The sequence below is a fragment of the Streptomyces sp. NPDC051963 genome (genome assembly GCF_044593495.1).
Taxonomy (GTDB): Bacteria; Actinomycetota; Actinomycetes; order Streptomycetales; family Streptomycetaceae; genus Streptomyces.
On the sequence record NZ_JBIUCC010000010.1, the window covers coordinates 140,193 to 159,276 of the forward strand.

At 69.7% G+C, this 19,084-nt stretch carries 20 protein-coding genes and 6 tRNA genes; 17 read left to right on the top strand and 9 right to left on the bottom strand.

Features of this window, described 5'->3' with window-relative positions; all coding sequences use genetic code 11:
• Positions 1-45: 45 nt before the first annotated feature.
• Positions 46-864: a TrmH family RNA methyltransferase gene (locus ACIHFB_RS37550; protein ID WP_400129256.1), complete on the top strand. Its 819-nt coding sequence runs from the start codon at positions 46-48 to the stop codon at positions 862-864.
• Here the strand turns inward: ACIHFB_RS37550 and ACIHFB_RS37555 are convergent.
• Positions 861-2,381: a protein kinase gene (locus ACIHFB_RS37555; protein WP_400129344.1), complete on the bottom strand. Its 1,521-nt coding sequence runs from the start codon at positions 2,379-2,381 to the stop codon at positions 861-863. The genes ACIHFB_RS37550 and ACIHFB_RS37555 overlap by 4 nt on opposite strands.
• A gap of 196 nt (positions 2,382-2,577) precedes the next feature.
• Between ACIHFB_RS37555 and ACIHFB_RS37560 the strand changes: the two genes are divergently transcribed.
• The 4 genes from ACIHFB_RS37560 (at position 2,578) to ACIHFB_RS37575 (ending at position 4,996) form a co-directional block, all read left to right on the top strand.
• Positions 2,578-2,814, top strand: coding sequence for a hypothetical protein (locus ACIHFB_RS37560; protein ID WP_365282484.1), 237 nt, complete (start codon positions 2,578-2,580; stop codon positions 2,812-2,814).
• Positions 2,815-3,051: 237 nt separating this feature from the next.
• On the top strand, positions 3,052-3,261 hold the full coding sequence (locus ACIHFB_RS37565) for a hypothetical protein (protein WP_365282485.1): 210 nt from the start codon (positions 3,052-3,054) through the stop codon (positions 3,259-3,261).
• 419 nt (positions 3,262-3,680) lie between these two features.
• Entirely contained in the window at positions 3,681-4,625 is a 945-nt protein-coding gene (locus ACIHFB_RS37570; protein ID WP_400129257.1) for a phosphotransferase family protein, read from the top strand.
• An 80-nt stretch (positions 4,626-4,705) separates the two neighbouring features.
• Positions 4,706-4,996, top strand: coding sequence for a zf-TFIIB domain-containing protein (locus tag ACIHFB_RS37575; RefSeq protein WP_365282487.1), 291 nt, complete (start codon positions 4,706-4,708; stop codon positions 4,994-4,996).
• A 74-nt stretch (positions 4,997-5,070) separates the two neighbouring features.
• Here the strand turns inward: ACIHFB_RS37575 and ACIHFB_RS37580 are convergent.
• The 5 genes from ACIHFB_RS37580 to ACIHFB_RS37600 form a co-directional block, all read right to left on the bottom strand.
• A tRNA-Val gene (locus tag ACIHFB_RS37580) sits at positions 5,071-5,142 on the bottom strand.
• Positions 5,143-5,176: 34 nt separating this feature from the next.
• Positions 5,177-5,248 (bottom strand) — tRNA-Val (locus ACIHFB_RS37585).
• A 19-nt stretch (positions 5,249-5,267) separates the two neighbouring features.
• Positions 5,268-5,339: transfer RNA gene (locus ACIHFB_RS37590), tRNA-Val, on the bottom strand.
• A 1-nt stretch (position 5,340) separates the two neighbouring features.
• Positions 5,341-5,414, bottom strand: a tRNA-Cys gene (locus tag ACIHFB_RS37595).
• 38 nt (positions 5,415-5,452) lie between these two features.
• A tRNA-Gly gene (locus tag ACIHFB_RS37600) sits at positions 5,453-5,525 on the bottom strand.
• 178 nt (positions 5,526-5,703) lie between these two features.
• Here ACIHFB_RS37600 and ACIHFB_RS37605 point away from each other — a divergent pair.
• The 3 genes from ACIHFB_RS37605 to ACIHFB_RS37615 are packed head-to-tail and all read left to right on the top strand — an operon-like array spanning position 5,704 to position 8,499.
• On the top strand, positions 5,704-6,744 hold the full coding sequence (locus tag ACIHFB_RS37605; RefSeq protein ID WP_400129258.1) for a chorismate-binding protein: 1,041 nt from the start codon (positions 5,704-5,706) through the stop codon (positions 6,742-6,744).
• A gap of 55 nt (positions 6,745-6,799) precedes the next feature.
• The gene (locus ACIHFB_RS37610) at positions 6,800-7,621 is read left to right on the top strand and encodes an aminodeoxychorismate lyase (protein ID WP_365282489.1); all 822 of its coding nucleotides are present in this window, start codon (positions 6,800-6,802) and stop codon (positions 7,619-7,621) included.
• Between the two features lie 53 nt (positions 7,622-7,674).
• A complete protein-coding gene (locus tag ACIHFB_RS37615) occupies positions 7,675-8,499 on the top strand; it encodes a GNAT family N-acetyltransferase (protein ID WP_400129259.1) in 825 nt (274 codons plus the stop codon).
• A 3-nt stretch (positions 8,500-8,502) separates the two neighbouring features.
• Here ACIHFB_RS37615 and ACIHFB_RS37620 read toward each other — a convergent pair whose 3' ends face one another.
• The gene (locus tag ACIHFB_RS37620) at positions 8,503-9,021 is read right to left on the bottom strand and encodes a DsbA family protein (protein ID WP_365282491.1); all 519 of its coding nucleotides are present in this window, start codon (positions 9,019-9,021) and stop codon (positions 8,503-8,505) included.
• A gap of 197 nt (positions 9,022-9,218) precedes the next feature.
• Between ACIHFB_RS37620 and ACIHFB_RS37625 the strand changes: the two genes are divergently transcribed.
• On the top strand, positions 9,219-9,662 hold the full coding sequence (locus ACIHFB_RS37625) for a hypothetical protein (RefSeq protein WP_400129260.1): 444 nt from the start codon (positions 9,219-9,221) through the stop codon (positions 9,660-9,662).
• 154 nt (positions 9,663-9,816) lie between these two features.
• Positions 9,817-9,969: a hypothetical protein gene (locus tag ACIHFB_RS37630; RefSeq protein WP_365282493.1), complete on the top strand. Its 153-nt coding sequence runs from the start codon at positions 9,817-9,819 to the stop codon at positions 9,967-9,969.
• An 81-nt stretch (positions 9,970-10,050) separates the two neighbouring features.
• Here the strand turns inward: ACIHFB_RS37630 and ACIHFB_RS37635 are convergent, their stop codons facing one another.
• Positions 10,051-10,611, bottom strand: coding sequence for a CGNR zinc finger domain-containing protein (locus ACIHFB_RS37635; protein ID WP_365282494.1), 561 nt, complete (start codon positions 10,609-10,611; stop codon positions 10,051-10,053).
• A 227-nt stretch (positions 10,612-10,838) separates the two neighbouring features.
• The gene (locus tag ACIHFB_RS37640) at positions 10,839-11,252 is read right to left on the bottom strand and encodes an SsgA family sporulation/cell division regulator (RefSeq protein ID WP_004002642.1); all 414 of its coding nucleotides are present in this window, start codon (positions 11,250-11,252) and stop codon (positions 10,839-10,841) included.
• Positions 11,253-11,443: 191 nt separating this feature from the next.
• Here ACIHFB_RS37640 and ACIHFB_RS37645 point away from each other — a divergent pair, with 191 nt between their 5' ends.
• The 7 genes from ACIHFB_RS37645 to ACIHFB_RS37675 all read left to right on the top strand — a co-directional run bounded on the left by ACIHFB_RS37645 (position 11,444) and on the right by ACIHFB_RS37675 (position 19,045).
• Positions 11,444-11,896, top strand: coding sequence for a TIGR02611 family protein (locus tag ACIHFB_RS37645; RefSeq protein ID WP_365282495.1), 453 nt, complete (start codon positions 11,444-11,446; stop codon positions 11,894-11,896).
• 77 nt (positions 11,897-11,973) lie between these two features.
• Positions 11,974-12,045: transfer RNA gene (locus tag ACIHFB_RS37650), tRNA-Val, on the top strand.
• 381 nt (positions 12,046-12,426) lie between these two features.
• Positions 12,427-13,716, top strand: a complete 1,290-nt coding sequence (locus ACIHFB_RS37655) for an extracellular solute-binding protein (RefSeq protein ID WP_365282496.1) — start codon at positions 12,427-12,429, stop codon at positions 13,714-13,716.
• The gene (locus ACIHFB_RS37660) at positions 13,716-14,714 is read left to right on the top strand and encodes a sugar ABC transporter permease (protein WP_365282497.1); all 999 of its coding nucleotides are present in this window, start codon (positions 13,716-13,718) and stop codon (positions 14,712-14,714) included. The genes ACIHFB_RS37655 and ACIHFB_RS37660 overlap by 1 nt, the downstream gene beginning before the upstream one ends.
• Entirely contained in the window at positions 14,714-15,607 is an 894-nt protein-coding gene (locus ACIHFB_RS37665; RefSeq protein WP_365282498.1) for a carbohydrate ABC transporter permease, read from the top strand. Before ACIHFB_RS37660 ends, ACIHFB_RS37665 begins: the two co-directional genes overlap by 1 nt.
• Positions 15,608-15,617: 10 nt before the next feature.
• Positions 15,618-16,208, top strand: coding sequence for a hypothetical protein (locus ACIHFB_RS37670; protein ID WP_365282499.1), 591 nt, complete (start codon positions 15,618-15,620; stop codon positions 16,206-16,208).
• A 104-nt stretch (positions 16,209-16,312) separates the two neighbouring features.
• Entirely contained in the window at positions 16,313-19,045 is a 2,733-nt protein-coding gene (locus tag ACIHFB_RS37675) for a Tat pathway signal sequence domain protein (protein WP_400129261.1), read from the top strand.
• Positions 19,046-19,084: the final 39 nt, after the last annotated feature.

The following is a 19,084-nucleotide window of genomic DNA, read 5'->3' on the forward strand; positions in this document are numbered from 1 at the left end:
TCCCGGGCCGTTGGCACCGCACGTACGACAAGGCAGTATCACCCTGTGGCAGATCTCATCACCGTCGAGGATCCCGACGACCCGCGCCTGCACGACTACACGGGCCTGACCGACGTCGAGCTGCGGCGCAAGCGCGAACCCGCCGAGGGCCTGTTCATCGCCGAGGGCGAGAAGGTCATCCGGCGCGCGAAGGACGCGGGCTACGAGATGCGTTCGATGCTGCTCTCCGCCAAGTGGGTCGACGTCATGCGCGATGTCATCGACGAACTCCCCGCCCCCGTCTACGCGGTCAGCCCGGAACTGGCCGAACAGGTCACCGGCTACCACGTGCACCGAGGCGCACTGGCCTCCATGCAGCGCAAGCCGCTCCCCACGGCGACCGACCTCCTCCAGACCGCGCGCCGGGTGGTGGTCATGGAGTCCGTCAACGACCACACCAACATCGGTGCGATCTTCCGCTCCGCCGCGGCCCTCGGCATGGACGCGGTCCTGCTCTCCCCGGACTGCGCGGACCCGCTCTACCGCCGCAGCGTGAAGGTCTCGATGGGTGCGGTCTTCTCCGTGCCGTACGCCCGTCTCGACACCTGGCCCAAGGGCCTGGAGTCGGTCCGCGAGGCCGGCTTCACCCTCCTCGCCCTCACCCCGGACGAGAAGGCCAAGACACTGGACGAGGCCGCACCGCACCGGATGGACCGGGTGGCTCTGATGCTCGGCGCCGAGGGCGACGGCCTGTCCACCCAGGCCCTGGTCGCCGCCGACGAATGGGTCCGCATCCCCATGTCCCACGACGTCGACTCCCTCAACGTCGGAGCGGCGGCCGCGGTCGCCTTCTACGCGGTGGCCACCGGCCGTCCCCAGCTCTAGGGCTCGGTGACCTGACCGCCGGACAGGCTCTGATCGGCGCTCGCCGACGTCGACCCGAACCGCTCCGGCATCGACGACCCGTCCAACGGCGCGTCATCCGGTGGTACGTCCCTCGGCTCCTGCTGTCGTACGACGTCCCCGTCGCCGCCGAGCCCGCGCGAGGGTCCCTGGCAGCCCTGGGCGGCCGCGATACCCAGCGCCACCAGCAGGGTCACCACGACGAACACGAACAGCCGCTGCCGCAGCAGCCGCGGGTTGGCGGGCCGCCGTCCGGTCCCGGTGGGCCGGGAGGGCGGACGACCGGCACCGCCGCGCTGCGCGGGTCTGCTTCCGTTTCCATTGCCTGAGCGCGTCGGGTTCCGGGATGCGGGGGTGGTCCGTGCGGTCCCCGGCCGGGCGGCCGACGTATTGCCGCCCCGCGAGCCATTGGCAGCGCGCGGAACACCGCCGGCGCCCCGCGACGGAGTTCCGTTCCGCGACGGCGGCGTCGTGTCCCGCCCTGTGACGGGACCGCGTGACCCGGTGGCCCCCCGAGGTGCGGGCGGGCCCCCCTGCGTTCCCGGCGGCAGTCCCGGCTGGCCCTGGGTGCGCCGCTGGAGGCCGCGCTCGGGGTAGGTGTCGGCGAGTCGTCCCGTGGGCCGGTCCGCCTCCCCGGCGCGGGGCGCGGGCGGACGTGCCTCGGCGAGTCCCTGTGCCTCGCGCGCCGCGATCTCCTTCAGGCGCAGCGACAGCTGGAGGGTGCTGGGGCGCTCCTCGGGGTCCTTCGCGAGACAGGCCCGCACCAGCGGCGCCAGCGCGTCGGGCACGCCGCGCAGCTGCGGCTCCTCGTGCACCACTCGGTACAGCATCACTTCGGAACTGCCGTGTCCGAAGGGCGAGTCGGCCATCGCCGCGTAGGCCAGCGTCGCACCGAGGGAGAACACGTCCGTGGCGGGCGTCACCGCGGCGCCGCGCACCTGCTCGGGCGCGAGGAAGCCGGGGGAGCCCACAGCCGTCCCCACGTGTGTGAGGGTCGAGGCCCCGGTGGCCCACGCGATGCCGAAGTCGATGATCCGCGGCCCCTTCGGGGACAGCAGGATGTTGGACGGCTTCAGGTCCCGGTGCACCACCCCGGCCTCGTGCACGGCGACCAGCCCCTCCGACAGGGCGGCCCCGACGGCGGCGACGTCGGCGGCGCCGAGCGCCCCCTCGCCGGCGACCTTGTCGTGCAGGGACGGGCCGGGCACGTACTGGGTGGCGAACCACGGCCGTTCGGCGTCGAGATCCGCCGCGACGAGCCGGGCGGTGCACCCGCCCCGGATCCGCCGGGCAGCCGACACCTCGCGCGCGAACCGCGACCGGAACTCCTGGTCCTCCGCCAGATCAGGCCGGATGACCTTGAGCGCGACCCGCTGCCCCTTCTTGTCGGAGCCCAGGTAGACCACGCCCATCCCACCCGCGCCGAGCCGTCTGTGAAGCCTGAACGAGCCGACGACGCGCGGGTCCTCGCGCCTCAGGCGCATCATCGCCATGTTCATCCCCGCTGCCCGGTCCCTGTGACGAGCCACAGCTTACGTTTCCACGGCCGCCTGCGCGCAGAGGCCGCGCCCTCTCGGCCCGATGGATTGTCAGTGCCGGGTGGGAGACTTGAAAGGTGGTCAGGGAGCGTGCGAGCAGGTCGACTTCGCGTTCGCCGTGATCCCAACGACCCGTCACAGAAGGGGGATTGAACCCGTGAAGGGTGATCGCGTGGAGATAGTCGTGGACGCCGGGGACACGACGCGCACGTACGAGGTGGTGGCAAGCAGAGCGGGCCGCCGGGTGGAGACGGCGGTACGCCGAGGTGTCGTGGAAGTGAGCGAAGTCACCCGAAGCGGGTCCGTGGTGCGGACGGCCCGTTTCATGGCGAACCGGGTCCTGGCGCTGGTCGAGCAGCCGATACCCCGGGAGGACAGCTCGGAAAAACCGTGACAGGACGGGCACCCCCTCCGGGAAGACCCCGAGACCCAGGACCTCGTCTCCACCCAGGGGAGTACTCCAGGAGGAATCGCTCATCCTCCGGGAGGCCCGCCAATCGGTACGAGGGCATGACGCCCCGAGCTCGCCCCACCCCTAGATTTGAAGTCAAGCGGCGGGTGCAGCACTCGTCCCCCGAGGTCAGACACCCGCCGCTGCCAACGACAACCGAGTTCGGTCAGGAGAGGGACCATGGCCCAAACGGCACCGCGGACGATGATCCGCACACAGGGACGCAGGGCGTACAGCGCCGCGTTCCACCCCCGCCGCCAGGGCCGCCGCCACCCCTTGGTGGCAACGGCAATGGCCCTTCCCCTGGCGGTCCTGCTCCTGCTCGTCTTCGACGGCTGGGAGACAGTGGCCACACAGGCGTCGTCCGTGGGTGTGATGCTGGGGCGCTGAGCGGCGACCCCAGGCCCGGAAGAGCGGTCCGGGCGGGGACATCCATCCATGAAACCCCGTGGGGACGGGGGTGCGGCGGACGGCACAAATGCCGGCGCAGCTGGGGAGCTGCGCCGGCATTGCTGTGCCCCCTTTGCGCCTGAACCGGCGCCGCTCTCGTCGCGCCAAGCTGTGGGCCCCGCTCCCGTCAAGCTGCGGGCATTCGTGCCGCCTGGGGCGGCACGGGTGGGCGCAGGCGGCACCCCGCCGGCGCCGGGCCGCGCGACCCACCCCCCTCCAACGACAGCGCCGGGCACATCGCAGGCGCCGCCCAGCGACATCCGACCCCAAGCTCCAGCAGGGCTGCCGCCCCCCGAAACCCCGCCCGCCCAGGCGTCCGTACCCTCGCCAAGGAAGCCATCCGCACACCAAGGGGCCCCGTGACCGCCAACCCCCTCCTCCCCGAGCTCACCGCAAAGGCAAGGGCCGCCGCCCACGCCCGCACCCCGGCCTGCCCCTGCGGAGCCCCGGTCACCCTGGCGGAACGACCGGACGCCACAGTCGTCCGCCACGCGAACACGGTCGCGAAGGCCCACGCCCCCGACGCCTCCCCAACAGACCTCACCCCCCGCCTCGCCCTGGCGGCCCACCTCCCCGGCGTCCTCCTCCCGCCGCTCACGCCGACGCCCGTTACCCTGCACGGCCGCCTGGTGACGTTCTGGCCGTACGGCGCCCCCGTAGACCCGGAGGAGCCCGACACCGCCCCCTGGGAAGCCGCAGCCACCCTCCTCGCCCGCCTCCACGGAACCCCCGCGCCCCACGCGCTGCCCCCCATGCGAGGCCCCGCCAAAGCAGCCCGCGCCGTCGCCGGCCTCCACGCCCTCGCCCAGCACCCGGCCGCAGCCGCATCCGCCGTCGTCCGCGCCTGGACCCTCCTCCCCGCCTGGGCTCGCGACGAGGCCCCCATGCCGGACACCACCACCGTCTGCCACGGCGACCTCCACCTCGGCCAACTCGTCCGCCACCCCGCCCCGGACGGCGCCTGGCGACTCATAGACGTCGACGACCTCGGCACCGGCGTCCCGGCCTGGGACCTCGCCCGCCCCGCGTCCTGGTACGCCTGCGGCCTCCTGCCACCCGACGAATGGACCCGCTTCCTGGCGGCCTACCGCGCGGCCGGCGGCCCCGCCGTCCCCGCGGACGGCGACCCCTGGCCCGCCCTGGACGTCCCCGCCCGTGCACTCACCGTCCAGACCGCCGCCCGTGCGATCACCAAGGCGGCAGCCGCGGACCGTCCTCTCGACGAGATCGAGCAGTCCCTCGTCGACGCCTGCGACCGAATGAGTTCGGCCCCACCGGAGTTGAGCCCAGACACGGCGAAGTAGTGTGCAACCGACCGCAGCCGGACAGAGTCTGTCCTGGCGAAACGCGAAGCAGGACCGACCGGCGAGGAGTTGAGCCGACCATGCAGTGTCCGAAGTGCCATGCGCCCATGCACACGTACAACCGCAACGGCGTCCAGATCGAGCAGTGCAGCGGCTGCCGCGGGATCTTTCTCGACTACGGCGAGCTGGAGGCGCTGGCTCGCGTCGAGTCCCAGTGGTCCCAGCCCGCCCCGCCGCCCCCGGGCGCCCCGCAGGCGTACCCCGCCCCTCAGGCGCCCGCCTGGGGCGCCCCGCACGGCGGCGGCCACCACGGCGGTCACTACGGCCACAAGCGTCACAAGAGCTTCGGTCACATGCTGTTCTCCAGCTGACAGCTGGCTGCTGACCCGGCAAACCGGCAAACACGAACCCCCGGCCGTACGAGATGGCCGGGGGTTTCGGTGTGTGGACGATACTGGGATTGAACCAGTGACCTCTTCCGTGTCAGGGAAGCGCTCTCCCGCTGAGCTAATCGTCCTCGGGATCACAGCCCGGAGGCTGTGGATCTTGCGTGCGCGATACTGGGATTGAACCAGTGACCTCTTCCGTGTCAGGGAAGCGCTCTCCCGCTGAGCTAATCGCGCGGGGGACCCGAAGATCCAGTGGACGATACTGGGATTGAACCAGTGACCTCTTCCGTGTCAGGGAAGCGCTCTCCCGCTGAGCTAATCGTCCTTGGAGGTGGAGACGGGATTTGAACCCGTGTAGACGGCTTTGCAGGCCGTTGCCTCGCCTCTCGGCCACTCCACCAGGAGTGCGGGGGTCGGGAAGATCCCCTGTTCCATCCGAGCGGACGACGAGGTTCGAACTCGCGACCTCAACCTTGGCAAGGTTGCGCTCTACCAACTGAGCTACGTCCGCTTGTCGTTTCCGTCCGCTCGCGCGGCCCGGCGACGAGTTGAACTCTAGCGGATTCCGGGGCCAGCACAAAAACGCGTTTGTGCAGCGTGCTGCGCTGCACCTGCTCGCGGACGCGGCCGGGGCGGCCGAAGGGACATGGCCAGGTCACCTGCGGGACACCCGCCATAGACTCGACTGCGTGCCCGACCTGCCTCCTCTCGCCCGTTTCGGCGACCGTGTCGCCACCGGTCTCCTCGATGTCACCAGCGACCCCGCGGCCCTGGACTCCACCGGTTTCTGGGCCGTCTGCGCGGACTTCGAGGGCCGGCTGACCTGCGCCCGCTTCGGCGACGTACGACGCGAGCCGGTGCCCGCCCCGGTGCCGGGGCGCTGGCGCGGACCGGCGGCCGGTGACTGGACGTCCTCCCTCGACCGCGCCGCGTACACGGCCGCGGTGCGGCGCATCCGCGAGTACATCGCCGCCGGTGAGGTGTACCAGGCGAACCTCTGCCGGGTGCTCTCGGCGTCGATTCCGCCCGACGCCGACGTGGACGCGCTGACCGCCCTGCTGGCGCGCGGCAACCCGGCACCGTACGCAGGAACGATCCGGCTGCCTGTCCAGGGCGTGGAAATAGCCACTGCCTCGCCCGAACTCTTCCTGCGCCGGGACGGCCGGATCGTCGAGTCCGGGCCGATCAAGGGCACCGGACGCACCGAGGCGGACCTCCTGGATAAGGACTACGCCGAGAACGTGATGATCGTGGATCTGGTGCGCAACGATCTCGGGCGTGTCTGCGGCACCGGCAGCGTGACCGTCCCCGATCTGTGCGCCGTAGAGAAGCACCCCGGCCTGGTCCATCTCGTCTCCACCGTCCACGGCGAGCTGCGCACCGGCGCCGGCTGGCCGGAGCTGCTCGCCGCCGCCTTCCCGCCCGGCTCGGTCACCGGGGCGCCCAAGTCGAGTGCGCTGAGGATCATCGAGGCGCTGGAGACGGAGCCCAGGGGGCCGTACTGCGGTGGCATCGGCTGGGTCGACGCGGACCGTGGCACCGGCGAGCTGGCCGTCGGCATCCGCACCTTCTGGATCGACCGTGCGGAGGGGGTCCTGCGCTTCGGCACGGGGGCCGGCATCACCTGGGGTTCCGACCCGGAGGGGGAGTGGCGGGAGACCGAACTGAAGGCGTCCCGGCTGCTCGCGGTAGCGTCGGGAGCGTACGAGGACAGTGGAGCGGGACTCTGACGCGCCGAACCCGGCCGACGGGACACGTCCGGCACATTCTTGCGAGGTAGGACCAGTGAAGCTTTGGCTCGACGGCGGGCTCCAGGACATCGAGGCCGCCCGCGTCTCCGTCTTCGACCACGGGCTGACCGTGGGCGACGGCATCTTCGAGACGGTGAAGGCGGCCGACGGGAAGCCGTTCGCGCTCACCCGCCACCTCGACCGGCTGACCCGCTCCGCGCGCGGACTGGGCCTGCCGGACCCGGACCACGACGAGGTTCGGCGCGCCTGCGCCGCGGTCCTCGAAGCCAACCCGATGCCGCTCGGCCGGCTGCGCATCACCTACACCGGCGGCCACGGCCCCCTCGGCTCCGACCGCGGCGAGCACGGCCCGACCCTGGTGGTCGCCCTCGGTGAGACCGCCCGGCGCCCCGACTCCACGGCAGTCGTCACCGTGCCGTGGACCCGCAACGAACGCGGTGCACTCACGGGCCTGAAGACGACCTCGTACGCCGAGAACGTCGTTGCCCTCGCCCGCGCCCACCAACACGACGCCTCCGAGGCGCTGTTCGGCAACACGGTCGGACAACTCTGCGAGGGCACCGGGTCGAACGTCTTCGTCGTCCTGGACGGTGAGATCCACACCCCGCCGCTCGCCTCCGGCTGCCTTGCGGGCATCACGCGCGCGTTGACGATCGAGTGGACCGGGGCGAAGGAGACGGACCTGCCGCTGGACGTCCTGGACCGGGCCGACGAGGTCTTCCTGACGTCCACACTGCGGGACGTCCAGGCCGTGCACCGGATCGACGACCGGCTGCTCGATGGCGCACCCGGCCCGGCGACCGCCAAGGCCATGGGGATCTTCGCCGAGCGGTCCGGGGACGACCAAGATCCGTAAGGGCCTGGAAAAACGGGCTGACTCGGGCTGGTACGGCGGGTAGAACTCCTCTGATGACCACGACCCTGCGGCCGACCGAGCCGCTTCAGCACGCCGCCGACGGGACGCGTTCACGCCGCTACCAGGTATGCGTGAACAGCCGTCCCGTGGGCGAGATACACCTCGGCACATCTCCCGCCTTCGGCGCCACGACGGCCCGCATCCTGGATCTGCGCATCGAAGAGCCCGACCGGCGTCGCGGCCGGGCGACGGTGGCCGCACTCGCCGCGGAGGAGGTGGCGCGCGGCTGGGGCTGCCGGCAGATCGAGACAGGCGTGCCGGGCCGCGCGGAGGCGGCGCTGAAGCTCTTCGAGACGCTCGGCTACGTCCTTCGCGGCCGCGAGTTGGAGAAGCAACTCGGCGACACCCCGCCCGCACTGCCCGCCGGCAGCCGGGCGCGCCCCATGACGGAGGCCGAGTTCGAGACATGGCACGAGGTCTCGTCCGAGCAGTACGCGCGCCTGTGGATCGAGCGGGGCGTACCCGAGGCGGAGGCGTACGCCAAGGCGCGGCGCGATCAGGAATCGTTCCTGCCGCGAGGCCTGGCCACCGAGGACATGCTGTTCAGCGTGCTGGAACACCAGGGCACGCCCGTGGGCACCCTGTGGGTGGCCCGGCGCGAAGACACGGCGTTCGTCTTCGACGTCGAGTCCGCACCCGCCCATCGGGGAAAGGGACACGGCCGTACGCTCATGCTGCTGGCGGAAGCCCAGGCGATCGCGGCCGGACGGCGTGCCCTCGGACTCCACGTCCACGCGGGCAACCCCCCGGCCGAGCGGCTCTACGAGTCACTCGGCTACGAGACGAAGCGGTACGCCCTGTACAAGAACCTGCTCTGAATCTCACTCGCCCTCGGCGAGCAGCCGGTCCGCGATCTCCTCGATGCGCTCGCGCAGCCCCGCCTGGCTCTTGCCGCCGTCCAGCCGCTCGCCGTCGATGACGTACGTCGGGGTGCCGGTCACACCGAGCGCCTTGCCCTCGGCCTGGTCGGCGTCGACGATCAGGATGTGCCGGCCGTCGATCAGGGCGGTGTCGAACTCCCCGGCATCGAGACCCAGTTCACGGGCCACCTCGACCAGGAAGGGTTCTCCCTTACGGTCCAGTTCCTCGACCCGGGCGAGGACCGCCTCGACGTACGGCCATCCCTGCCCCTGCTCCAACGCCTCCTCGGCGGCCTGCGCGGCGGCGAAGGCGTGCTTGTGCTTCTCCAGCGGGAAGTGCCGCAGCCGCAGCTCCAGCCGGTCGCCGTAGCGGGCCCGCAGAGCGCGGAGATCGTCCAGCGCGCCACGGCAGTCCGGGCACTGAAGCTCGCACCACACGTCGAGGACGGGTGGGGCGGCGGGGGAGGGGGAGTCGCTCATGGTCACAGTCTCCCAGCCCCGGCCCGGACGACCCAATCGACGCCCGAGCACCCGGGGCGTGCGCCGCCGTCCGGCACCTTCGGAGGAGGCGACCCGGAGATGTCCCTGATGTCCGCCCGGACCATGGCATGCCGGGGGCAGGACGGTGCAGGATGGAAGGGACGAAGTGCCCGACACAGCCCTGCCTGGAGGACCGGATGATTGCCGAGACCGTCTGTTCCGCCGCTGCCGCGGCAGGCCTGGGCATCGCGGCGGTCACGGCGTACCGCAAGCGTTTCCTCGCGGCCACCCGCATCGCGGCCTACTCCCTCATCCCTCTCGGCCTGGTGATGACCGGGGTCGTCGACTGGGTCGCCGACACCGCGTTCAGCCCCGTGGCCTGGGCGGGCTTCGGTGTGCTCGGCGTCTCCTGGCTGCTGTTCGCGGGCACGCGCGCGGTGGAGCGCCGCCGCGGCGGCACCCGCAAGGAGCGCAAGGCGGCCGCCCGGTCCGCACAGAGCGAGGCGGTCGCACCGGCGGCCTCGGCGCCCTCGCTCGGCCCGGCCTCCCGCCCGGCGACCCGCCCCGCGACCGCGCCGCGCGCCGGCAAGGCGGACGACTTCAGCGACATCGAGGCCATCCTGAAGAAGCACGGAATATGACGGCAGCACACCGGACTGAAACGACACAGTCGACCGGTGCGCAGCCAGAAATGATCACGGTCTGAGCCTGCCGTCACGGATTACAGCGAACTACCGTACATTCCGGGCGTGTTGATCGCGCCGGGGGCATCACCTGCGTCATCATCGCGGCGAGATGCTGGATACGACCCAGAGGGAATCCGCGCCGCCGCAGGACGAGCCGCGCGGTTGCCTCTTCGCCCTGTCCCAGCCACCGCTGATGATCTTCCTTGCGGTGATCGGGTGTCTGCTGCTCATGGCCGCGTTGCACGACCTGCTGTTGCTGTGAGCCCAACCCGTGGTCCCCGGCGCCACCCGCCGGGGCCACGTCGGCACCGATGTCCGACCGGGGCGTGATCGCTTCCGGGCCTCAGCCCGCCGCCTCTTTCCGCCGCGCCCGGTAGGCGGCGACATGCAGCCGGTTCCCGCAGGTGCGGCTGTCGCAGTACCGCCGTGAGCGGTTCCGCGAGAGGTCGACGAAGGCATGCCGGCAGTCCGGTGCCTCGCACCGCCGCAGCCGCTCCTGCTCCCCGGCCACCACGAAGAACGCCAGCGCCATCCCGCAGTCCGCCGCCAGGTGATCGGCGACGGAGGCGCCGGGCGCGAAGTAGTGGACGTGCCAGTCGTAGCCGTCGTGGTCGGTGAGCCGGGGTGTCGTTCCCGCGGCGGCGATCAGTTCATTGATCATCCCGGCAGCGGCGCGCGGGTCCGGTGCCGCGAAGATCCCGGCGAACCGGCTGCGGATCTTCCGTACCGCCGAGAGATCGAACTCCGAGAGCACCCCGACCTCGCTGATTTCGTGCTTTCGTACGAAATCTTCGAGAGCCGCAAGATCCGACAGCCCGTCCGGCGTCGTATCGTCATCCGCCGCGGTGTTCACCAGATCCACCACGGTGTCCAGCGAACACCGGGTGTCGTGGGTGATCAGCACGTTTCGCTCCCTGGCCTGGGGGGTCGGGCAGACGCCCGCCGATGCTGGCCGATGGTAATGGCTGACGGACCCGCACCGAAGCGGAGTGCGGCGCACCGGTTGCCTGCACGACACAGCGGCACCGCCCGGACGAGCCGGGCGGTGCCGCTGTATGCGATATGCGGTTGTCTGAGCCCGAGCCGTCACCCCGAGTCGACGGCGCCGGGCGGCTTGGTGAGCGCCTCGCCCTAGCTCTCCGCCAGGATGTGAGACAGCTCCTGATCGAGATCGAAGTGCCGATGCTCCGTGCCGGGGGGCACAGCCGCATCCGTGCGCTTCAGAAAGGACTCCAGAGCACGTGCCGGGGCCTCGAGCAGTGCCTCGCCCTCCGGAGAGCTCAGAGCGATGCACACGACCCCCTGACCATGACTGCGCGACGGCCAGACACGGACGTCGCCGGTGCCCGTGGGGCGGTGGAGGCCCTCCGCGAGGAGGTCGCGGGCGAACACCCACTCGACGGTCTCTTCGGCACCGGTGTGGAAGGTGGCGTGCACGGCGTAGGGGTCGGCCGTGTCATACCGCAGGCCTGCGGGGACAGGCAGGGAGGACTCGCTCGACACAACGAGGCGCAGGTGCAGCTCGCAGCTGACCGTGGTGTTCATAAGCGCCAGGGCCTTTCGCTCAGTGTGCGCTCGGGGATTCGCACGTCGGCGAAATCGACATGCCACCTACGGTGCCGTTGTAAACCCCTCTGAGTGTTTTGCGTGCCTTTACGTAACTCTTCCGGCCGAGAACCAGTTCGCGTGGTACCTCCATTCCGGTGACGGGTTTCTCTCCGGTAGGGTTTGGCCGTATGAATACGGGGAGTGACGAGCCGGGCGAGGTCGCCATGGCCGCGGACGAGACGAAGGCGGACGGAGCGAAGAGCGAGCAAGGGCTCGGCTCGAGAGCACCGGATTTCATCAAGGCGCGGCGGATGCTGCACCTGAGCTGGCAGGTCGGTGTCTTCGCCATCGGCCTCGCCGTCGTGGTCGTGGGCATCATCCTGTTGCCGCTGCCCGGACCGGGCTGGGTGGTCATCTTCGGCGGCATGGCGATCTGGGCGACCGAGTTCGTCTGGGCCCAGCTGGTGCTCCGCTGGACCAAACGCAAGGTGACCGAGGCGGCACAGCGCGCGCTCGATCCGAAGGTGCGGCGCCGCAACATCATCCTGACGGCGATCGCCCTGGTGATCATCGCCGTTCTTCTCGGGATCTACCTCTGGAAGTTCGGCGTCGTGATGCCCTGGAAGATCAAGGACCAGTGATCGGCGAGGGGGTGCGGTGACCGCTGGTCCCAGGTCACAGGCACCCCCTGACATGGGGTAATCTTCTTCCTGCGTCCGGGCGATTAGCTCAGTGGGAGAGCGCTTCGTTCACACCGAAGAGGTCACTGGTTCGAACCCAGTATCGCCCACCCGAAACGGCGGCCCGTCTGCGAGAGAGCAGGCGGGCCGCCGTCGTTCGTGCGCACTGGGCCTGCGGGAGTGATGCCGCTGCCGACGTCCCTTCCCTGCCCTCAAGTCCCTTCCCTCTGGGCGATTTCAGGCCGCTCGCCACACACGTGCGACGCACCACTCCCCGTTCGGCCGGCCGACCCTGCGCCTCTCACCTGTGACGTCAATCCCCGTGCCGCGACAACTCCCGTCAGGTGCCGCCACGATGGCCCGGCCGCCCGGCAATAAATTCCTGTCCGAATCATTGACGCACCCTCAAGCCCTCCGTACCTTGTGCCAGCAAGCGCTTACTTGAAACGATTCATGCAGGCGGCAACGACGCTGCGGGGAGGGGCCCGACTGTGGGAACCAGCAGGAATGTTGAGAGACGCACAATCCTGAAGGCGGCCGGCGCGACGGCGGTCACGCTCGGGCTGGCCGCGACGACGGGGTGCGGCGGCGACGGAGGCACCTCCTCCGATGGGACGGTGACGATCCGTTACGCATGGTGGGGTGCCGAGGACCGTGCCCAGCGCATCAACAAGACGATCGCGCTCTTCGAGAAGAAGTACCCGAAGATCAAGGTGAAAACGGACTTCCAGCCGTACACCGACTTCTGGAAGAAGTTCAACACGCAGGCCTCCGGCGGAAATCCACCGGACGTGTTCCAGAATGCCATTGGATTCCTGCGGAAATACGACGCGAAGAACGTACTCCTCGATCTCAAGGCTCAGGTCGAGGCGGGCAACCTCTCCATGGACGGCTTCCGGGCAGGCCTGGACACGTTCGGCGAGATCGACGGAAAGCTCCTCGGGGTTCCGGTCGGCTCCAACTCGATGGCCCTGGTGATCGACAAGCCCGTCTACACCAAGGCGGGGGTGACCCCGGAACAGGGCTGGACCTGGGACGACTTCGACGCGGCGATGAAGAAGATCCACGACAGGACCGGACGGGCCGGTGACACCGGCCCGTACAACGTCATGTACCTCTACGACCTCTACCTGCGCCAGAACGGCAAGGCCTTCTTCACCGAGGACGGTCTGGGCTTCACCGAAGCCGATCTGACGGACTGGTGGACGAAGGCCAAGAAGAGCGTCGAGGACGGCTACTACGCCGACGTCAAGAAAGTCGGCCAGATCAAACCCAAGTCGGCGGTCACCGGTGAACTCTCCGGGGGCGAGTTCACCTGGGACAACTTCACCGTCCGCTACACCGCCGAGGGCAAGAGCGAGTACGGCCTGGCGCCCATCCCGACGACGGACGGCAAGAAGACCGGCCAGTACCTCGGCTCGCTGATGCTCAGCGCCTCCAAGCGCACCCAGCACCCGAAGGAAGTCGCGCAGTTCATCGACTTCATGGTGCACGACCCCGAGGTCGCCAAGATCATGGGGTACGACCGCGGGGTGCCGGCGACGCAGGCGCAGTACGACGCGTTCAAGCCGACCGACGAGGTCAACAAGGCGATCGCCGCCTACGAGGAGTCCCTCGTCGAGGCGGGAGTCCTGGAGCCCATCACCCCGCACCCGAACGGCGCGGACATCTGTGAGGCCGCGTTCCTGCGCATCGGCGAGGAACTCGGCCTGGGCACCCGCTCCGTGGACGAGGCCGTCAAGCAGTTCTTCACCGAGTCGAAGACGGCTCTCGTCGCCTGATGGGAACCACCGTGACACACGCCCCTGCGATGGAGGGCCTGTCCAAGGACTCCGAGCCGCGGCACGGTCCGGTGAAGCCCGTGCGCCCCGCCGCCCTCAAGCGGCGGCGGCGCCGGGAGAACCTGGCCGGCTATCTCTTCATGTCCCCCTGGATCGCCGGGTTCCTGCTGCTCACGGCAGGCCCCATGATCGCCTCGCTCTACTTCGCCTTCACCGACTACAACCTGTTCGACTCGCCCCAGTGGATCGGCCTCGACAACTTCTCCGAGATGTTCGGCGACCCCCGCTGGCGCCACTCGGTGCAGGTCACGATGTGGTACGTCGTCGTCGGTACGCCGCTCAAGCTGCTCGCCGCCCTCGGTGTGGCGCTGCTGCTCGCGCAGCAGCGGCGCGGACAGGCCTTCTACCGGGCCGCCTTCTATGCGCCGTCGCTGATCGGGGCGAGCGTCTCCGTCGCCATCGTCTGGAAGGCGATCTTCTCGGACGACGCGATCGTCGACCGCACGCAGAAGCTGTTCGGGATCGACGCCGGCGGCTGGACCGGTGACCCGGAGCTGATCATCTACAGCCTGGTGGCGCTCACCGTCTGGCAGTTCGGCGCCCCCATGGTCATCTTCCTCGCCGGGCTCAAGCAGGTCCCGCGTGAGCTGTACGAGGCCGCCGAGGTCGACGGGGCGGGCAAGCTGCGGCGGTTCTGGAACGTCACCCTGCCGATGATTTCCCCGGTTCTCTTCTTCAATGTGCTGCTGGAGACGATCCACTCCTTCCAGATCTTCAGCTCGGCGTACATCGTCGGCGGCGGAGCCGGAGGCAACGCCTGTGGTCCCGCGGACGGTTCGATGGTTTACACCTGCTACCTCTATGTCCAGGGCTTCGAGAACAGCCGGATGGGCCTGGCCTCCGCCATGGCCTGGATGCTGCTCGTCGCGGTCGCCCTGGTGACGGCGGTGCTGTTCTGGTCCCAGAAGCGCTGGGTGCACTACGAGGAGGGCGCCTGATGAGCGCACAGGCCACCGACATCACGCCGGCCCCCTCCACGAGGGCGGGGGCTCTGCGCCGCAAACTGCCGGGCTCGCTCGCCTGGCACCTCGGGTCCCTGCTGATCCTCGCGGTGATCCTCTATCCGGTGATCTGGGTCATCGGCGGCTCTTTCAAGAAGAGCGAGGACATCGTCGGCAGCCTGGACCTCCTCCCGAGCGACCCGATCACCTCGAACTACACCCGGCTGTCCGAAGGCATCGCGGACATCTCGATCTCCACGTTCTTCGTCAACTCGCTCACGCTCGCGATCGGTTCCGTGGTCGGGATCCTGCTGTCGTGCTCGCTGACGGCGTACGCCTTCGCGAGGATCCGGTTCGCGGGCCGGAATCTGCTGTTCACGCTGATGATCGGCACCCTCCTGCTGCCGTACCACGTGCTGCTGATCCCGCAGTACGTGCTGTTCCGCAACATGGAGATGATCAACACGTACACCCCGCTCCTGCTGGGGAAGTACCTCGCGACGGAGGCGTTCTTCGTCTTCCTGATGATGCAGTTCATGCGCAACCTGCCCAAGGAACTCGACGAGGCCGCCCGCCTCGACGGCTGCGGACACCTGCGCATCTACTGGTCGATCGTGCTCCCGCTGTGCCGCCCGGCCCTGATCACCAGCGCGATCTTCACCTTCATCAACTCCTGGAACGACTTCATGGGCCCGTTGATCTATCTGAACGAGCCCGACAAGTACACGGTCTCGCTGGGCCTGAAGATGTTCGTGGACCAGGAGGGCGTGGCCGACTACGGCGGCATGATCGCGATGTCGCTGGTCGCGCTGCTGCCGGTGCTGGCCTTCTTCCTCGCCTTCCAGCGGTACTTGATCGACGGTATGGCGACGTCCGGACTGAAGGGCTGAGGCGGTCACGATGGCCCAGGTACGCGCCAAGCCGCGCAAGGAGTCGGTCCTCGCCGAGCGGTTCGCCGTCTTCGCCGAGTGTCTCCTCACCGGTGTCTGGATCACGGTCGCCTCACTAGGCGTCGTCACCTACCCCGCCGCCTTCGCCGCCGGCGCCCGGCACCTGCGGCGGCTCACCGCACACGAGGACGGCGGATGGCGGGAGTTCGTCGCGGACTTCCGGGCGGCGGTGCGCGGCGGATGGCTCGCCGGGCTCGCCGGATGGATCGCGGCGGCCGCGGTCTGGGTGGACGTCCAGGCCGTGCGGGCCGGGATTCCCGGCGGGCCGCTGGTGGGGGCCGTCGGGGTGTGCGCACTGATCGGGCTCGCCGTCGCCGGGCTGCGTGCGGCGGCGGTGTGGACGCCGGACGCACGCTGGCGGGATCTGCTCGCGGCGGCCGGGCGGCGGACCGTCCTCGACCCGGCCGGATCCTTCCTGGTGATCGCCGGACTGGCGGTGGTGGCCCTGTCCGCCTGGTTGATCGCACCGTTGGCGGTCCCCGTGCTCGGGGCCGTCGCGGCGGCGGCCGTCGCCGTGGAGGAGCGGTATCGGCACCGCTGACGCGCGGTGCGCTCGTAACAGGTCGGCGCCCCGGGCGTCGTACCTCTCTCTGTCATGCCCCTGACCACCCTGCATCCGCACGGAAAGGAAAGGTGGAAACTCCCATGTCTCCCATCCCTCGCAGGTCCCTTCTCAAGGCTGCCGCCGTCGCCGGAGCCGCCGCCCAGTTCAGCTGGGCCCTCGGTACGAACGCGGTGGCGGCCCCGAGAGCCGAGCCGGCCGACGCGGACCCGGTGACCCTGGACTGGCTGGAGGACGGCGGCCTCGGCGCCGCACCCGGCTCCACGGTCGGCGTCCCCTGGCCGAAGGGCGCGTACCAGGCGGACCAGACCTTCGTGCTGACCGACGCCGACGGCAAGGCCGTGCCCGTCCAGTCGTGGCCCATCGCCTACTGGCCGGACGGCTCCCTCAAGTGGTCGGCGCACGCGGTGAGTTCGGGCAACGGCAAGCTCACCCTCGCCGCCGGCGAGCCCGCCGCACCCGCACACAAGGTCACCGTCGACAAGAGCGGCGGCACCATCGACATATCGACCGGCGTCATCACCGCGAGGATCGGCAAGTCCGGCGCCACGCTGGTCAAGTCCGTCACGCGGGGCACGACGGAGATCGCGCGCAACGGCAGGCTCGTCCTGCTCCGTCAGCCGGAGATCGAGGACGGCGACCAGGGGACGGTGAAGTACGAGCGCTTCGAGGGGGCGATCGCAGAGGTCACCGTCGAGCAGGAGGGCCCGGTCCGGGCCGTCGTCCGCATCGACGGCAAGCACCGCAAGGGCGGCCGGAGTTGGCTGCCGTTCTCCATCCGCCTCTACTTCTACGCGGGCGCCGACTCCTTCCGCATGGTGCACACCATCACCTACGACGGCACCCAGGAGCCCGGCAAGGCAAGTGGCGACTTCATCCGCGGCATCGGCGTGCGCTTCACCGTGCCGATGCGGGACGAGTCGTACGACCGCCACATCCGCATCGGCGGAGAGGGCACCGGACTGCTCCGCGAGGCCGTCAAGGGCATCACCGGACTGCGCCGCGACCCGGGCGCGGCCGTGCAGGCGGCGCAGTTCGCGGGGGAGAAACTGCCCGACCCGTCGACCTGGGACCAGCGGGTGACGACCCGGCTCCAGTACATCCCCGAGTGGGGCGACCACACCCTCTCCCAGCTCTCCGCCGACGGGTTCACCGTCCGCAAGCGGACCAAGAAGGGCTACGGCTGGATCGGCGCCGGAGGCGGCAGGCGCGCGTCCGGCTTCGGATACGTCGGTGGCGTCAGCGGCGGACTCTCCTTCGGGCTGCGGGACTTCTGGGAGAAGTTCCCGGCCCAGCTCGACATCCGCGACGCCCACACCGACGAGGCCGAGGTCACCATGTGGCTCTGGTCGCCCGAGGCGCTCCCCATGGACCTGCGCTTCTACCACGACGGCATGGACCAGGACACCTACCCCGAGCAGCTCGAAGGCCTCAACATCACCTACGAGGACTACGAACCCGGCTTCGGCACCCCCTACGGCATCGCCCGCACCTCCGAACTCCTCTTCTGGGCCAACGAGTCCACGCCGACGGCCGACGAGCTCGCCGAACAGGTCGAGGCCGTACGCGTGTTGCCGCAACTCGCCGCCCCGCCGAAGCAGCTCGTCAGGGCCCAGGTCTTCGGCCCGGGTCTCTTCGCCGAGCCCGACCGCTCCACGCCCGCCAAGGCAAAGATCGAGGACCACCTCGACTTCCTCTTCACCTACTACAAGGACCAGGTGGAGATGCGCCGTTGGTACGGCTTCTGGGACTACGGCGACGTCATGCACTCGTACGACACGGTCCGGCACCAATGGCGGTACGACATCGGCGGCTACGCCTGGGACAACTCGGAACTCTCGCCCGACCTCTGGCTCTGGTACGCGTACCTCCGCTCGGGCCGTGCCGACATCTTCCGCTTCGCCGAGGCGATGACCCGGCACACCGGCGAGGTCGACGTCTACCACCTGGGCGAATGGGCGGGCCTCGGCACCCGGCACGGCGTGCAGCACTACGCCGACAGCGCCAAGCAGCAGCGCATCGCCAACACCACCTACCGGCGCTACTACTACTTCCTCACCGCCGACGAACGGGTCGGCGACCTCATGCACGCCAACGTCGACTCCGACGAGACCTTCCTCGTCCTCGACCCCATCCGGAAGATCCGCACCGAGCCGTACACACCCGACCGGCACGCCCTGTCGATCGGCTTCGGCACGGACTGGAGCGGGCTGGTGTCGGCGTGGCTGACGGAATGGGAGCGCAAGGGCCCCAAGTGGGAGAAGGCCAAGGCGCGCGTGCTGTCGACGATGGAGACCATCGCGGCGCAGCCCAACGGGTTCGTTCAGGGCAGTGGGCTGTACGACCTCGACACCGGCAGGTTCGCGGTCGCCGCGTCGCCCGTGGTCGGTGTCTCGCACCTCTCCGCGGTGTTCGGCCTCAACGAACTGTGCGCGGAGCTGATCGACCTGATCGACATGCCGAAGTTCAATGAGGCGTACTTCGACTACTGCCGCTACTTCAACGCGACGAAGGCGGAGCAGGCGGCGCGGTACGGCTCCAACTTCGGCTCCCTGCTGCTCTTCCAGGGGCACTCGCGGCTCGATGCGTATGCGGCTGTGCAGACGGGGGACGAGAAGCTGGCCACGCGCGCGTGGGAGAAGTTCTACAACTCCGACGGGTACATGGAGGCTGCGCCCTGGAAGACGGAGGAGTTGAGCGGGCCGGTGACGCTGGTGGCGGGGCGTGAGGCGAGCTGGGTGTCCACGAACGACACTGCGTTGTACGGGCTTGCGGCGATCGAGAATCTGGCGCTGCTCGGAGATCGGATGCCTTGAGGATTGTGGGGAACTGCGGGCCGGTGGGGGCTGGTCGCG

Coding starts and splice junctions, on each gene's coding strand:
- ACIHFB_RS37565 (WP_365282485.1), top strand. CDS start 3,052: ATGGCCCAAACGGCACCGCGGACGATGATCCGCACACAGGGACGCAGG.
- ACIHFB_RS37615 (WP_400129259.1), top strand. CDS start 7,675: ATGACCACGACCCTGCGGCCGACCGAGCCGCTTCAGCACGCCGCCGAC.
- ACIHFB_RS37630 (WP_365282493.1), top strand. CDS start 9,817: ATGCTGGATACGACCCAGAGGGAATCCGCGCCGCCGCAGGACGAGCCG.
- ACIHFB_RS37625 (WP_400129260.1), top strand. CDS start 9,219: ATGATTGCCGAGACCGTCTGTTCCGCCGCTGCCGCGGCAGGCCTGGGC.
- ACIHFB_RS37665 (WP_365282498.1), top strand. CDS start 14,714: ATGAGCGCACAGGCCACCGACATCACGCCGGCCCCCTCCACGAGGGCG.
- ACIHFB_RS37670 (WP_365282499.1), top strand. CDS start 15,618: ATGGCCCAGGTACGCGCCAAGCCGCGCAAGGAGTCGGTCCTCGCCGAG.
- ACIHFB_RS37640 (WP_004002642.1), bottom strand. CDS start 11,252: ATGAACACCACGGTCAGCTGCGAGCTGCACCTGCGCCTCGTTGTGTCG.
- ACIHFB_RS37620 (WP_365282491.1), bottom strand. CDS start 9,021: ATGAGCGACTCCCCCTCCCCCGCCGCCCCACCCGTCCTCGACGTGTGG.
- ACIHFB_RS37660 (WP_365282497.1), top strand. CDS start 13,716: ATGGGAACCACCGTGACACACGCCCCTGCGATGGAGGGCCTGTCCAAG.
- ACIHFB_RS37675 (WP_400129261.1), top strand. CDS start 16,313: ATGTCTCCCATCCCTCGCAGGTCCCTTCTCAAGGCTGCCGCCGTCGCC.
- ACIHFB_RS37575 (WP_365282487.1), top strand. CDS start 4,706: ATGCAGTGTCCGAAGTGCCATGCGCCCATGCACACGTACAACCGCAAC.
- ACIHFB_RS37555 (WP_400129344.1), bottom strand. CDS start 2,381: ATGAACATGGCGATGATGCGCCTGAGGCGCGAGGACCCGCGCGTCGTC.
- ACIHFB_RS37645 (WP_365282495.1), top strand. CDS start 11,444: ATGAATACGGGGAGTGACGAGCCGGGCGAGGTCGCCATGGCCGCGGAC.